Consider the following 15407-nt stretch of genomic DNA (forward strand, 5'->3'; position numbering starts at 1 on the left):
ACATGGAGCAACATTTTCCGATTCAACGCATCATCGATGAAGAAGGTCGTATCATCGACGCCTCAAAAGAACACGATCTGACGAAAGAGCTCGCCCTCACCCTATATGAACAGATGCACCGGATCCGGACGTTCGACCGGAAGGCGATCAACTTACAACGCCAAGGGCGCCTCGGCACTTATGCACCGTTCGAAGGACAAGAGGCAGCGCAAGTCGGTAGTGCACTGGCGTTGTCCGATCAGGACTGGTTATTCCCGACATACCGAGATCACGGTGCGACGTTGACGTTCGGTGCCGATATGGTGCGGACCCTCCTCTACTGGAACGGTCGCGTCGAAGGTTGCGTGCCGTCTGAGAAACACATCTTTCCTCCTGCCGTACCGATTGCGACGCAAATTCCGCATGCCGTCGGTGCCGCATGGGCAGAAAAACGAAAAGGTACGACGAACGTCGCGGTCGCCTACTTTGGTGACGGGGCGACGTCTGAAGGCGACTTCCACGAAGGAATGAACTTCGCGAGTGTCTTCCAAGCACCAGTCATTCTGTTCAACCAAAACAATCAATTCGCGATTTCTGTTCCGATCGAAAAACAGATGCATTCCGAAACGATCGCACAAAAAGCGATTGCCTACGGGATGCCAAGCGTCCGGATCGATGGGAACGATGCCTTTGCCGTCTATTTCACGATGCAAGCAGCCGTTGCGCGTGCCCGTTCTGGCGGTGGACCAACATTGATTGAAGCCGTCACATGGCGATTTGGTGCCCATACGACAGCAGATGATCCAACGAAATATCGTGATCAAGCCCGTTCGCGTGATCGGGTCGATCCGCTCGATCGACTCGAACAGTTCTTAAAACATCAAGGCTACTTTGACGAAACCTGGATGCAACAGCTGCAGGAACGGCATCAGGCAGAAGTCGAAGCGGCAGTAGCTGCGATGGAGCAATTCAAGGCACCAGACGTCAATGACTTGTTCGACCATACGTACGCGACCTTACCGGTTGATGTCCAGCAACAAAAAGAAGCGTATCTGCTAGCAAGGGGGAAATGAGATGGCAACACCAATCAATCGTCAAACAGAGATGACACTCGTTCAAGCTGTCACGGATGCCCTGCGGACAAAATTGTCGGAGGATGAGACAACGCTCGTTCTTGGAGAAGACGTCGGAAAAAACGGTGGTGTCTTCCGAGCGACGGACGGCTTACAGGAAGAATTCGGGGAAGACCGGATCGTCGATACACCGCTTAGCGAAGCTGGCATCGTCGGTACGTCGATCGGTCTTGCCATCAATGGCTTTAAACCGATCGTCGAGATTCAATTTCTCGGCTTCATCTACCCTGCCTATGAACAAATCATGACGCACGTCTCCCGGATCCGGATGCGGACGATGGGACGGTACAGTGTGCCGATGGTCATCCGTGCGCCTTATGGTGCCGGCATCCGGGCACCGGAAATCCATTCCGACAGTACAGAAGCGCTCTTTACATCGATGCCTGGTCTCAAGGTTGTCTGCCCGGCAACACCGTACGATGCAAAAGGGTTATTGATTGCTGCGATTGAAGATCCAGATCCCGTGTTGTTTCTTGAGTCGATGCGTAGCTACCGCTCATTCAAGGAAGTCGTACCGAGCGAATCGTATACCGTTGAGATTGGAAAAGCACGCTGCATCAGCGAAGGAACGGACGTGACGTTAATTGCCTGGGGAGCAATGGTTCAAGTAGCTCAAAAGGCAGCAACGGCTGCACAGGAACGCGGCATCTCTTGCGAAGTACTCGACTTACGGACGCTCTATCCGCTCGACCGGGAAACGATCGCTGCTTCCGTTCAAAAGACAGGTCGTGCCGTCATCGTGCATGAAGCCGCAGCGATGGGTGGTCTCGGTAATGATCTCGTGACGTTGATCAACGATACAGCGTTTCTTTATTTACGGGCACCGATTGCCCGCGTGACCGGTTTTGATGTTCCCGTTCCGCTGTTCGCCCTCGAAGACCATTACATTCCGACGCCAGAACGTGTCCTTGCGACGATTCAGCGTACGGTCGAGTTTTAAGGAGCTGAATGCCATGATCGAAGTTAAATTACATGATGTCGGTGAAGGGATGACAGAAGGTGAAATCGCCCATTACCTCGTTCAAGTCGGAGACCATGTCACGACGGATCAACCGGTCGTCGAGGTCGCGACCGATAAGATGGTCGCCGAACTACCGGCTCCCGTTTCCGGAATCGTCAAGGAAATCATCATCCCGGTCGGTCAGACGGTACAAGTCGGTACGACGTTATTGCACATCGAAGCAAGTAACGCTTCCGACATGCCGGTCGCGGTAACACCTGAAGCGTCGCCTGCTCCTGAACCAGCATCGATTGCTGTCACCGCCCCACCTGTTCAAATTCCTCCAGCAAAACGTGTTCTTGCGACACCGTATACGCGAAAAATCGCCCGTGATCACGGGATTGATATCGAAGCTGTCACGGCTTCCGATCCATCAGGTCGAGTCTCGGAGGACGATGTGCTCCGCTTCGTCCAAGCTGCTACTGCTCCGCAAGAGACAGCTGCGCCGATTATTGAAGAGGTCACGTACCAAGAAACAACAGCGGAAACGATTCCGTTCCGCGGCATTCGCAAGCAAATCGCGAAAAAGATGACCCAGTCGCTGTACACGATTCCCCATGTCACTCACTTCGAGGAAGTCGACATGACGCGTTTACTCGCACTACGTGCCGAATGGAAAGCAGCTGGACGAAACATCAACGTCAACGCTTTCTTCATCAAAGCTTTGATCGTTGCCTTAAAAGAATATCCTGTCTTTCATGCCAAGCTTGATGAAACGAATGCGTGTATTCGATTAGAGCAAGATTTCCACTTCGGCATGGCAACCGAAACACCGGACGGGTTGATGGTTCCGGTCATCCGTCATGCCGATCAGCTCTCACTGACGGAACTGCATGAACAATTGGTCGCGTTGCAACAACGTGCTCAAAACGGTGCCTTGCGCGCAGCGGACTTAAAAACAAGCACTTTTACGATGAGTAATGTGGGTCCGCTCGGCAGTACGGGAGCAACACCGATCATCAACTATCCGGAGACAGCACTGATTGCCTTCCATAAGACGAAAAAACGAGCCTGTGTCGATGAGAACGATCAAATCGTCGTTCGCTCGATGATGAATTTGTCGATGTCGTTCGATCATCGTGTCGCAGACGGGGCAACGGCTGTTGCCTTTACGAACCGATTCGTGTCACTGATTGAACATCCGACTACCCTACTTCTGGAGTTGATCTAACATGGTTGTTGGCGAACTTACACAAGAACGGGATCTTCTGATCATCGGTGGAGGTCCCGCAGGTTATACGGCAGCGATCCGTGCTGCACAAGGCGGTCGAAACGTTACATTGATTGAACAAGCTGAACTCGGTGGACTTTGTCTGAACCGAGGCTGTATCCCGTCCAAGGTCTATGCGCATGCGGCAGAAGAGATGTTACGCTTGCCGCATCTTGAAGACCTTGGATTCAACACTTCTGCTGTCCATGATTTCAGTAAACTGAATGCTTACCGGAATCGTGTCGTGCAACAATTACGTCAAGGAGTGGTCGCCCTCTGTCAGGCGAACCAGATTGAGCATATCTCTGGTGCAGCCTCCTTCCTATCAGAGGACCGGATCGGCGTCGAGTCGGGACATCAGTTCGATACGTACCGGTTCCAGGACGTCATCATTGCGACCGGCAGTCACAGCATCCAGCACGAGGAATCGTGCCGCTTGAATGCCGAACAGCTTTATCAACTCGAGCAACTACCAGAGAGCTTATTGATTATTGGATCTGACACGCTAGCACTCGAAGCGGCCGCCTGTTTCCATGCACTTGGGACAGAGGTGACGTTGTTCGCGGATCAATTGTCACTCGAACCAAGCCTTGAAAAGGAACTGAAGCGGACATTCAAAAAACAAAAAATCCGTCTCGTGTCGGATGTCGTGACACGTATCGAGGCTTCATCGGACGCGACCGTCACCGTCATGAAAAACGGAGAAGAAGTCGCCTATCAGGGTGCCTATCTGTTCCAGTCCCTTTCCCGGATCCCGAACAGTTTGACACTCGGTCTCGAACGGATTGGTGTGACGCTTGCAGAAGACGGAACGATTTCAGTTGACGCAACTGGACGAACGAATCAACCCCACATTTACGCAATCGGTGATGTCACACCGGGTCCACAGCTCGCCATCCGTGCGATTCATGAAGCGAAGCGGACGGCAGCGCATCTGTCCGGTCAAGACGTCGATTCAACGACACCGTATTATCCGACAGTTCTACGGACCTTCCCACCGATCGCTTCGGTCGGGATGACAGAACAAGAAGCAGTCGAAGCCGGACATGCTGTTCAGAGCGGACAATTCCCACTGAATGCAAACGGAGCGACGACGATTGAAGGTGGCAGTGGGTTCGTCAAGGTCATCGCTGATGAGCAAACATCACTGATCCTTGGTATTCACATGATCGGGGACGATGCTCATCGTCTCGTTGGACAATTCACCCAAGCGCTGGAACTGACAGCAAAACAGGAGGATCTTCTCTTCCCTGTCATGGCCCATCCGAGTCGAAGCGAAGCCTTGACGGAATCGATGGAAGCCTTATTTGGTCAATCGATCCATCTTCCACCGCGGCAACAAGTCGGTTCGCGCGCGTAATCCAAAAGAGGTGCCTCTGCGTCAGAAGCACCTCTTTCTGATTCATCACTTCATTTCGTGTAGAAAGGAAAACATGTCATGGAACTGTACTTCACTCGTTTGCACTGGAATACGCATACATTTCCGGTCGCTGCTACAGCAGATGGTCTCTGTTATGTCGGCGCTTGGGATGAACCGGAGGAGTTATTCGACGACTGGTCGCGGAAACACTTCCCCCGAGCCGAGCGGATTGCTTCTGATACCGCGCTTGCTCCGTATACGGAGCAGCTACTGGCTTATCTAAATCAGCAGTCGACGACACTGTCCTTTCCAATCGCACCAGTCGGTACCCCGTTTCAACTTGAAGTCTGGAATGCTTTACGCGCGGTACCGTACGGTCAAACCGCCACCTACTCCGATATCGCGGAACGTCTCTTCCGGCCGAACGCGACTCGCGCGATTGGCACGGCAATTGGGAAAAATCGATTACTGCTTGCGATTCCGTGTCACCGGATCATTGGCAAAAAAGGCGATCTGCTCGGCTATCATGGCGGTCTGAATATGAAGCGGACACTACTCGCGCTCGAGCAACGCCTCTGATTCTCGTCCCTCTTCGCTGAACGATAGAGCGAACAGAATCCCGAACGGGTCGCGGACTTGCGCATACCAACCTCCAAAGTCTGCTACCGCAAGGGGTGTGACGATTTGACCGTCTGTCGTTAATCGCAGATACACTTGCTCGAGCTCTTCAAGCGACGTAAAAGTCAACAACAGATGGAGCGAAGAAGAGGTATTCGGTGCGGCACTCTCATCCCAGAGCATCAATTCAAACGCGCCATTGGATAAATGCGCGTGGTAGACGGTATCTCCTGCTTCATCCATTATGATACGCCGACGTGTCATCGCAAATACGTTTTCGTAGTACACGATCGCCTGCTTGGCTTGTCCCGAAAAAACGAGACAAGGAGTAGCGGCATACTGCATGAAAAGCCCTCCTTTCATTATGCTTTAGTATCATCTTTCGCACTTTTCTTCCCGATTTCCTTCTATACACAAAAAGCCCCACTTTCCTGTCCAACCGGAGATGGAAAGTGGGGCTTTTTTCAAGAAACTACATCAAAGCGATAAGTTGTTTTCCAGTGATAGGTTTCACCGGGTGACAACAAGATTGATGGAAAATCAGATTCATGGACTGCATTCGGATGGACTTGTGCTTCAAGGCATAAACCAAGTGATGGTCGAGCCGGAACACCATGAATCGTATAATCTGTCAGCAGTTGCGTTCCGGTATAGAGCACGACCGCCGGCTGATTCGTTGTCACGTCGACGAAACGACCGGACACCGGATCTTCAAGTCGAAGTTTGTCATCCCGCAACACGAAGGGATGATCATAGCCGTTTCCAACAGCAATCGTCTCGGGATGCTCCAGCGTAATCCCGTCACGAATCGACTGACCGTTCCGGAAATCGAACGGGGTTCCGGAGACATCCCGTTGTTCCCCTGTCGGTAAGCCGTCTGGCTGGACCGGTAAGTAGCAGTCGCTTGGTAACGTCAAGACATGATCTAACACATCCCGCTTCGCATTTCCCGATAAGTTGAAGTACGTATGATTCGTCAGATTGAGTGGTGTCGTCTGATCCGTCACGGCCGTCATCTCAAGCGTCAGTGTCGTTCCCTCTAATCGATAATACACGTCGAGTGTGACCGTTCCCGGATAACCTTCTTCTCCATCCGGACTGTTCAAGCGCAAATGGAACAATGTATCCGTCGCTTCAATGACATCGAACCATGCTTGATCGAATCCGTGAATCCCACCATGCAGATGATTCGCACCGTCGTTTGCGACAAGCGGATAGACCTGTCCCGCTACTTCGAAGCGCGCCTGTCCGATTCGACCAGCGACGCGTCCGACGATTGCCCCGAAGTAAGGTGAGTGCTGTTGATAATCGTTCACTGTCTCAAGACCTAAGACGACACTTTCCAAATGACCATCCCGATCGGTCGTCCGGATATCTTGGATGATGCCGCCGTAGTTCCAGAGTGTCACTTCGATGCCTTCCTGACGTAACGTATGTCGGATCAACTCTTTCTCAAGTAGTTGTGTCATCGTTGTTCCTCCACCGGTTGGCGCGTCACGAGTTGAACGAATCGCCCGAACGCCGCCTGACCTTCTTCCGTCTGTTTAAAGACGCCACAGTCTTCGAGACCACGTACGAATTTCGCAGCGACCGCTTGCTCGACGTACATCGTGACATCTTGACCGTCATACGCTTGTTTTAGTTCTTGCGCCCAGTCAGCATGAGCGACAGCTACTTCGTCGACTTCACCTGTGATGAACTGTTCGACCTGTTGCAATTCTTGGAGCAGGCGTGCCGGTAAAACTGCCAGTCCCATCACTTCGATCAAGCCGATATTTTCCCGCTTGATGTGGTGAATATCGGCATGCGTATGGAAAATACCGTCCGGATGTTCTGCTGACGTCCGGTTGTTCCGTAAGACGAGATCGAGCTCGAATTGTCCATCACGTTGACGGGCAATCGGCGTCACTGTATTATGTCGCGTCTCACCGGTATGTGAACGGATTTTTTGACTCTCATCCGTATACGTCAACCACGTCTCATAAACGGTCGTCGCAGCATCGAGTAGTGCCGACGCATCTTCACTCTTCAGACGCAACACACTCAGTGGCCAGTGTAAGGTTTCGCCAGTGACTGTCGGCTGATCCGGGAACGTAAAGGATGTTAAAGCGTTTGCCCGGTCCATCGCAAACGTATAGCGACCGCCCTGATAATGATCATGCGTCAGGATTGATCCGCCGACGATCGGCAGGTCAGCGTTCGAACCAGCAAAGTAATGTGGGAACTGCTCGACGAAGGCGAGCAGGCGCGCAAACGCATCCCGATTGATGACCATGTCACGATGTTCCTGTGACAGAATGATGCTATGTTCGTTGTAATAGACGTACGGTGAGTATTGTAATGCCCACGGTTCTTCCAGCAGTGTCAGTGGAACGATTCGGTGATTTGCTCGGGCTGGATGATTCGCACGGCCCGCGTAACCGACGTTTTCGACGCACAACAGACAGGTCGGATAGTTCGACGTCGTCGGTACCTCCGTCCGAGCTGCTGCGATTTCACGTGGATCTTTTTCCGGCTTCGATAAGTTGATCGTGACATCGATCGTCCCATAAGCCGTCTCTGCTTGATAACGTTTATTTTTAGCAATCCGTTTCGTTTGAATATAGTTACTTGCTTGACTGAGCTGATAAAAATAATCCGTCGCCGCTATCGGTGATTCAGCGTACAGACGACGGAATGCCGCTGTCACGTCAGACGGACGAGCGACGAAGATATCCATCACATCTGCTGCGAACTGCTCTTTGTCTTCAAGACGCGCCGGCAACTGCCCACTTACGATCAACACTTCAATCATGTCATCCAAGATATCTGGAATCGGGCGAGATGGTACGTCTGCCTGTTCTTCAAAATCGGCTTGACCGACCCGCGCTAGAATCCGGTTCCGGGCGTAGATCGCATCTTCCGGTTCAATCAAGCGTTCCTGGATTGCTTGCGCTACTAACTGTTGGATGAGTTCATTCATCGCCGTCACTCTCCTCATTCTGTCTCTCTTTAACGAACGCTCGTCCGGTACCCTTCTGGATTGTGCGCATGCCAATTCCAAGCATCACGGATGATCGTTTCGATGTCGGTGCGTTGTGGTGTCCAGCCGAGAACTTCTTTTGCTTTGGCGGATCCGGCGATTAAGATACTCGGATCCCCTGCACGACGTTCAATGATGCGTTCCGGAATCGGGTGTCCCGTTACGCGACGGGCTGCTTCGATGATTTCTCGCACGGAAAACCCTTGGCTTGAACCGAGGTTAAAGACTGTGCTGTCGTTGCCGTCCGCTAAATAATCGAGTGCGCGTACATGGGCATCGATCAAGTCTTCAACATGGATGTAATCACGAATGCACGTGCCATCCGGCGTTGGATAATCATCGCCATAGATCGAAATTTCTGCCCGTTGTCGGTTGGCGACTTCAAGGACGAGCGGAATCAAATGTGTTTCCGGTGTATGGTCTTCTCCGATCTCACCTGTTGCTCGTGCACCGGCGACATTGAAGTAACGTAACGCGACGTAACGTAAACCATATGCTTGTTCAGACCATCGCATCATCTTCTCCATCATCAACTTCGTCTCGCCATATGCATTCGTTGGACGCGTTTCCGCTGTCTCGAGAATCGGCATCTGTTCCTGTTCACCGTATGTCGCTGCCGTCGAAGAGAAGACGATCTGTTTGATGTCGTGCGCGATCATCGCTTCAAGCAACACTTGTGTCCCGTAAACGTTGTTATCAAAGTAACGTAATGGTTCCGTCATCGACTCGCCGACGAGTGAAAAAGCAGCGAAATGAACGACTTGTTCAATCGTCTCTTCCGTAAAGACGCGATCGAGAAAAGCACGATCGCGAATATCTCCTTCATATAAAGGTGCTTGCGGATGAACCGCTTCACGGTGTCCGGATTGCAGATGGTCGATGACGACGACATCCTTTCCGGCATCAATCAATTGATAGACGGCATGGGAGCCGATATAACCAGCTCCACCTACGACTAACGTTGCCATTTAGATGACCTCCCGTTCGATTTCACGTGCTCCGTCACCGACCGTCGCCGTATAGAACGTCGCCGGGTATCCGATCCGTGCTTCATAATGTTCGCCGACAGCTTGTTTGAAGGCGTCGACTGCCTCGTCTTCAACGATCGCAATCGCACAGCCACCAAAACCAGCACCTGTCATCCGTGCGCCGAGCACGCCCGGTTGTTCCCAAGCCGCTTCGACGAGTGTATCGAGTTCAATCCCTGTCACTTCATAATCTTCCCGTAACGAGACGTGTGACGCGTTCATCAACTGACCGAACGTCGTCAGTTCTCCCGCTTCAAGTGCTGCTAGTGCCTGAAGCGTTCGTTCATTCTCTGAAATCGCATGGCGTGCGCGACGCATCAAACGTTCGTCTTCCCATGCGACTTTTGCAAATTCTGACGTCGTCCATTGTCCGAGTGCTTCCCGTGGCGTGAATTGATTGAGATAAGCGAGTGCTGCCTCACATTCCGCCCGGCGTTCATTGTATTTCGAATCCGCCAGTTCACGGCGTTTGTTCGTATTCATGATGATGATCGTATACCCTGTCAAATCGAGTGGAGCATACGTATAATCGAGCGTCTCACAATCGAGCAACAATCCCGCTCCCGCTTTTCCCATGCCGATCGCAAACTGATCCATGATACCACTGTTGACGCCAATATAACGGTTTTCGACTTGTTGACCGAACCGGACGAGATCAAGACGTGGAATCTCTAATCCATATAATCGATCGAGCAAGACACCGATGACGAGTTCAAGCGAAGCCGATGATGAAAGACCAGCTCCATTCGGGATGTCACCTTGAATCAGGATGTCACATCCTGAATCGATTCGGTACCCTGCTTCCTGTAAGACTGTAATCATACCCTTCGCATAGTTCGCCCAACTGTGCATCGCGTCATACGCGAGTTCGTCGAGCGTGACTTCGATGATGCCATCCTGCTCGAAATTCAACGAGTAGAAGCGGAAGCGTTGATCGTCTCGTTTTCGTGCGATCGCATGTGTACCGAACGTCAACGCGCACGGAAAGACGTGACCACCATTGTAATCCGTATGCTCGCCGATTAAATTGATCCGTCCTGGTGCAAAGAAGCGATGCGTCGACGGTGAGCCAAACCGCTGTTCAAATTGTTCTTCTAACGTCTGGTCTGTCATACGATCGTCTCCTTTGATTCGAGTAGTGAGAGCGCACGGTGGACTGGCTGAATCCGCAAGCAGCGGGCTTCATAGTCCGTCGTGTATGAGAACGTCAAGCCTTGCTGCATCAAGTAAGCGCCGCTTAACGTCCGGTCCTCGACTTGATAACGCATTGCTGGCTCGAGTCCTTTTAGCTTGAAGTGATACTGGTGTGTTCCGTATTGTCGAAGTGGCGCGATCGCAAGCAAAACTATTTCTTCTTCTGATGTATACTGCATGACGCTTGGCGTCTGTTGTGTAAAAGCAGATAGGCGATACTGGATGCCGCGTTGGATCGTCGGACGAATCGCTTGATATGTCTCGATCCAGCCTTTTGCTTCCGCAAGTTCATCCGTTGACCACTCGCTTAAGTTACCACCGATGCCGAGTGTGCCTTGCATCGAGGAGACGAAGCGTGTCGCAAGTGGTACGTTGCGTCCATTTAACCAGTTCGGTCCGTCCGTCACCCAACAGCTCATCATTTTCGCATTGTAGGCATACGAGAAGTCATGCTGAATTTGTAAGCGATCGAGTGGATCGGTGTTATCACTCGTCCAGACTTGTTCTGTCCGTGAGAGGATTCCAAGGTCGATCCGTCCGCCACCACCGGCACAGGCTTCGAAGTCGACCGTCGGATGCAAGCGACGCAATTCATCAAAGATCCGGTACAATGCATCGACGTGACGTTTCCACAGTTCTTGCTGTCGATCCGTCTGGTCTTTTGGAACGCCTGGTTCCGAGAAGGCACGGTTCATATCCCATTTGATGTAGTCGATCGCATGACGCGTCAGCAAATCATCCATCATCTCGAGAATGAATTGCTCGACTTCTGGTAATCCAAGGTTTAAGACGTATTGATTCCGAGATGTCGTCCGGACTGCATCGCGCGCATGGTAAATCCAGTCTGGATGCGACCGGTATAGATCAGAATCCGGATTGACCATCTCAGGTTCGACCCAAAGACCGAATTGTAACCCTTGTTGTTTCACATACGAGATCAAAGGCTCTAGACCGTTCGGGAATTTTTCCCGATTAACGTGCCAGTCCCCGAGTCCCGCTTGATCGGAATGGCGTTCACCGAACCAACCGTCATCGACGACGAACAGCTCACAACCGATTCCTGCTGCCAGATCAACGAGTTCACGTTGACCAGATTCCGTGACATCGAAATACGTCGCTTCCCATGAGTTATAAAGAACAGGACGATCGGTCGCACGTGGCATGATGACGTCACGCTGGAACGCATGCGCATGAGCGCTCATATCCGCGAAACCGTCCGCATAGCCGATGTAGAACGTTGGTGTCGTCAACTGTTGTTGATGTGATAGTTTCCAACTGAAGTCAAACGGATTCATGCCACCTGATAGTTGGACAAAACCGAACGCATCTTGTTCGACGTGAATCGCCCAGTTGCCGGAATAAGCAAAATGTCCGTAGACGACTTCACCGCTGTCTTCTGTCGCATCCTGTTCAAGTGCGAACCAAGGATTCGCTTGGTGACTTGTCACTCCACGTCGACTTTCAATCGTCTGGCGCCCTGGTGTCACTGGTGTGATCTGTTTCTTGAACTCACCTGTCCACATCCCAGCGAAATGATGCAGTTTTAAATTCGGTTGATGCCAGCGGCCCATCGCAAAGGACTGGGCTGCTGTCAAACGAACAGGTAATCGTCCCGTGTTTTCGACGACGATCGAACGACCGATGATGTCATAATCAGCGAACACTTCGTACTGCACTCCGACACGCATCTCCTGCAGGGGATCAAACAGCCAGAGCGTCAATTTCGTTTCGGTCTGCTCGGAGCGTTCAAATTGGAACTGGTGAATCCGTTGTCCATCTTCTCGTTCCGATTTCAAAGTTGGCTCCGTGTACAACATCTCGCCGAATGGTACGAAATCGTACGTCGCGACGCCATCTGGTGATTCAAATGAACTGTGTGCGACGATCGGACTCGGTAATGCTTCATAATCATCTCGATATGGTAACTTGGCACCGAAATACGTGTGAATCAGCTTACCGTTCGCACCAATCGTGACGACGTGAGCGACCCGTTTACCTTCGATGACGAAACGACGTCCTGCTACTTCAAAGATTGCCATGGTTCTCTTCCTCCTTACGTCGTCAGAATCAGTGTCTCAAGTGGTGCGAGCTGGACCGTTCCACGATATGTCTCATCTTTTGTCAATGCTTTGTATGTTCCGTCTAACGTGACGTCCCGCGTTTCTTTCGTGTCATGGTTCATCAAGAAGAGGAAATCACGTTTTTCGCCGTGACGACGCACGATTTCGACTTGATCCGGCGCCTCGATCATCTCGATGCCGGCCTCAGTGAACGCTTGACGGTAAATCGTATCAATCATCGCGTCATCAATCGATGAGCCGATGTAGGTAATCATTCCTTTATAGGCATTGCGCGTCACAGCCGCTACACCCTCGTAGAACGTATCTTTATAAACAGCAAGCGTCTCTGCTGTCGTTGGTGTAATGAGGTCACACCAGAGGCGGGCTGTTGAGGATTGTCCTGCCATCTCGCCGATGCCTGTCACCTGATGTTGCTGAACGGATTGGAGTGACTCGTATTCGTCGATCTCGATGCCCGCATACGGCGCGAACTTGCCTGGTAACGTCGTCGGTACGACATGGTTCCGTGCATCCTTGACGCCTGTCCGGTACGTGAAGATGACGTGACCGCCTTGTTCCATGTACGCGATCAAGGCATCATCGAACGTTGGATTCGTTAAGAAATAGAGTGGAACGATGATCAGTTTGTAACGAGAGAGATCATCACCCGGGAAGACGATGTCGGTTGCGACTTGCTGACGAACCGCTCCACCATAGAAGCGGACGAACTCCGTCCGGAAATCAAACGCATCACTGTGTGGCTGGTGTGTCCACGCCCAGACGTTTTCTTGATCGAAATAGACACCGACTTTCGCGTCATAACGGCTTGCGTTGATCTCATCGCCATACGTATTCAGTTCCGTCATGATTTGTTTGACTTCTTCGAATTTCCGTTTCGGTTTGCCATCATGATCGATGATGCCGTGACAGAACTCCTCTGTTCCGAAATGAGCAGCCCGGAAGCGGAAGTAGACGATTGCTTCTGCTCCCCGCGCGACCGCTTGGTACGTCCAGAGGCGAATATGTCCTGGTCGTGGCAAGTAACCGATTTTGCTCCAGCCTTGTGCGCCACTCAATTGCTCCATGACCCAGAACCCTTTTCCTTGCTTTGAAGAACGACACAGATCGTGATCACTCGCCATCTTCTCGAACCGGTTCGGCTCCGGTAGTCCACCCCAGACCGGGTAGTTATCGAACGCCACGTAATCAAGGTCTTGCGCCATTTGTTGCTGATTGACCGCCATGTCACTGTAGACAAGGTTGTGCGTGATGAAGACGTTCTCTGGAATGTAACGACGTAAGACATCGACTTGTAATTTGTTGTAGTACGTATAGCCGTCAGCACAGAAGCGATCGAAGTCGACGAGCAAGGATGGGTTGTGTTCCTGATAGACTTTACGCGGTACCGGGATTTGTTCCCACGCCGTGTACGTCTGACTCCAGAAGACGGTTCCCCACGCTTCGTTCAAGGCATCGAGCGTTCCGTAACGGTTCGCTAGCCAACGCTGAAAAGCAGCGCGGTCGACATCACCGTAAGAACGATCCGATTTCTCATGCCCGTATTCATTATCCGTTTGCCACCCGATGACACGAGGATGTTGACCGTATCGTTTCGCCATCTCTTCCGTGATCTTGACGGATAAACGCTGGTACGTTTCGCTGTGGACCGTATAATGGCGACGGGCACCAAAGCTGATCGTCACACCGTTCTCATCGACCGGTAAGATTTCTGGATACTTCGTACATAACCAAGCCGGTGGTGTCGCAGTTGGTGTCCCGAGTACGATATCGAATCCTTCCGCACTCAAGCGTTCAATGACGTCATCCCAAAAGCTGAAGTCATAGACGCCTTCTTCCGGCTCCATCATCGACCAAGCGAATTCCGCGAGACGAACGACGTTGACGCCAAGTTCCTTCATCAGTCGGAAGTCTTCCTCCCATAGTGCTCGTGGTGTTTGTTCTGGATAATAATCGACTCCTAAATACATTGTGCTCCCCCTTACGCAAAAACAATTATTTTACTGCACCCGCCGTCATTCCTTTTTGGAAGAAACGTTGGAAGAAGATATAGAAGATCATCGTCGGTAAACTGATTAAAACAAGTGACGCATAAATTTTCCCTGGGTCCCCACCGAGCGCATCCTTGAAGAAACTTGGCGCCATCGTTACTGTCTGATAGGCAGGATCCGTCATGAACGTAAGAACCATCAAGTATTCGTTCCATGAGTTAAGGAACGCATAGATTAAAGCTGTTGCGAGCGCTGGTTTTGCGAGTGGTAGCATGACTTTGAAGAAGACTTCAAGAATCGTCGCCCCATCGATATACGCCGCTTCCATCAGTTCGTTCGGTAGTTCATCAAAGTATCCTTTGATGAGCATCAGACCGAATGGTAAGAAGAATGCGACTTCCGCTCCGATCAGTCCCCAGTGGTTGTTCAGTCCGTCAAACGAACGGAGCGTGAAGAACAATGGCACGATCATCGAAGCGACGGGTAACATCAGACCCGCTAAGACCATGTTGAACAACAGGCGTTTTCCAGCAAACTCAAGTTTCGAGAAGGCAAACGCTGCGAATGCCAGAATCGTGATCGAGATGATGATCATGAAGAAGGCAACAAAGAAACTGTTGAAGACGAACGTTGGGAAGTTCGGGTTTTGTAGTGTCGCGATATAGTTGTCGAATCCATTGATTCGGAGACTCTCTTTGAACATGACGAAAATCGGGAATAACCAGACGATTGATGCCAGCACCAATACAAGGTTGATCATCCAGCGGCTTTTTTTAGATTCTACATCCATGGGT

At 51.4% G+C, this 15407-nt stretch carries 13 protein-coding genes; 5 read left to right on the forward strand and 8 right to left on the reverse strand.

Annotation, left to right across the window (positions count from 1 at the left end; all coding sequences use genetic code 11):
* The first annotated feature begins 2 nt into the window (after window positions 1–2).
* The 5 genes from pdhA (at window position 3) to KNQ06_RS11790 (ending at window position 5261) form a co-directional block, all read left to right on the forward strand.
* Window positions 3–1052, forward strand: a complete 1050-nt coding sequence (pdhA, locus tag KNQ06_RS11770; protein ID WP_149426761.1) for a pyruvate dehydrogenase (acetyl-transferring) E1 component subunit alpha — start codon at window positions 3–5, stop codon at window positions 1050–1052.
* A gap of 1 nt (window position 1053) precedes the next feature.
* On the forward strand, window positions 1054–2052 hold the full coding sequence (locus KNQ06_RS11775) for an alpha-ketoacid dehydrogenase subunit beta (RefSeq protein ID WP_215148368.1): 999 nt from the start codon (window positions 1054–1056) through the stop codon (window positions 2050–2052).
* 13 nt (window positions 2053–2065) lie between these two features.
* Window positions 2066–3283: a dihydrolipoamide acetyltransferase family protein gene (locus KNQ06_RS11780; RefSeq protein WP_208796374.1), complete on the forward strand. Its 1218-nt coding sequence runs from the start codon at window positions 2066–2068 to the stop codon at window positions 3281–3283.
* A 1-nt stretch (window position 3284) separates the two neighbouring features.
* The gene (locus KNQ06_RS11785) at window positions 3285–4682 is read left to right on the forward strand and encodes a dihydrolipoyl dehydrogenase family protein (protein ID WP_215148370.1); all 1398 of its coding nucleotides are present in this window, start codon (window positions 3285–3287) and stop codon (window positions 4680–4682) included.
* Window positions 4683–4760: 78 nt separating this feature from the next.
* Window positions 4761–5261 carry a methylated-DNA--[protein]-cysteine S-methyltransferase gene (locus KNQ06_RS11790; RefSeq protein WP_149426758.1) on the forward strand — a complete coding sequence of 167 codons (501 nt, stop codon included), beginning with the start codon at window positions 4761–4763 and terminating at the stop codon, window positions 5259–5261.
* On the opposite strand, the gene KNQ06_RS11795 is transcribed toward KNQ06_RS11790, so the two are convergent.
* From KNQ06_RS11795 to KNQ06_RS11830, 8 genes are all read right to left on the reverse strand, one after another.
* The gene (locus KNQ06_RS11795) at window positions 5235–5645 is read right to left on the reverse strand and encodes a VOC family protein (RefSeq protein WP_167507525.1); all 411 of its coding nucleotides are present in this window, start codon (window positions 5643–5645) and stop codon (window positions 5235–5237) included. The two genes, KNQ06_RS11790 and KNQ06_RS11795, sit on opposite strands and share 27 nt — an antisense overlap.
* A 119-nt stretch (window positions 5646–5764) precedes the next feature.
* Window positions 5765–6769: an aldose epimerase family protein gene (locus KNQ06_RS11800; protein WP_149426756.1), complete on the reverse strand. Its 1005-nt coding sequence runs from the start codon at window positions 6767–6769 to the stop codon at window positions 5765–5767.
* A complete protein-coding gene (locus tag KNQ06_RS11805; protein ID WP_149426755.1) occupies window positions 6766–8262 on the reverse strand; it encodes a UDP-glucose--hexose-1-phosphate uridylyltransferase in 1497 nt (498 codons plus the stop codon). Before KNQ06_RS11805 ends, KNQ06_RS11800 begins: the two co-directional genes overlap by 4 nt.
* A gap of 29 nt (window positions 8263–8291) precedes the next feature.
* Window positions 8292–9290, reverse strand: a complete 999-nt coding sequence (gene galE, locus KNQ06_RS11810) for a UDP-glucose 4-epimerase GalE (RefSeq protein ID WP_149426754.1) — start codon at window positions 9288–9290, stop codon at window positions 8292–8294.
* Window positions 9291–10463 carry a galactokinase gene (locus KNQ06_RS11815; RefSeq protein ID WP_149426753.1) on the reverse strand — a complete coding sequence of 391 codons (1173 nt, stop codon included), beginning with the start codon at window positions 10461–10463 and terminating at the stop codon, window positions 9291–9293.
* Entirely contained in the window at window positions 10460–12583 is a 2124-nt protein-coding gene (locus tag KNQ06_RS11820) for an alpha-galactosidase (RefSeq protein WP_149426752.1), read from the reverse strand. Before KNQ06_RS11820 ends, KNQ06_RS11815 begins: the two co-directional genes overlap by 4 nt.
* Window positions 12584–12597: 14 nt before the next feature.
* Window positions 12598–14592 carry a beta-galactosidase gene (locus KNQ06_RS11825; RefSeq protein ID WP_149426751.1) on the reverse strand — a complete coding sequence of 665 codons (1995 nt, stop codon included), beginning with the start codon at window positions 14590–14592 and terminating at the stop codon, window positions 12598–12600.
* Window positions 14593–14617: 25 nt separating this feature from the next.
* Window positions 14618–15403: a carbohydrate ABC transporter permease gene (locus tag KNQ06_RS11830; protein WP_023466970.1), complete on the reverse strand. Its 786-nt coding sequence runs from the start codon at window positions 15401–15403 to the stop codon at window positions 14618–14620.
* Window positions 15404–15407: the final 4 nt, after the last annotated feature.

This window comes from Exiguobacterium sp. s91 (assembly GCF_018618915.1).
Lineage (GTDB): Bacteria > Bacillota > Bacilli > Exiguobacteriales > Exiguobacteriaceae > Exiguobacterium_A > Exiguobacterium_A abrahamii.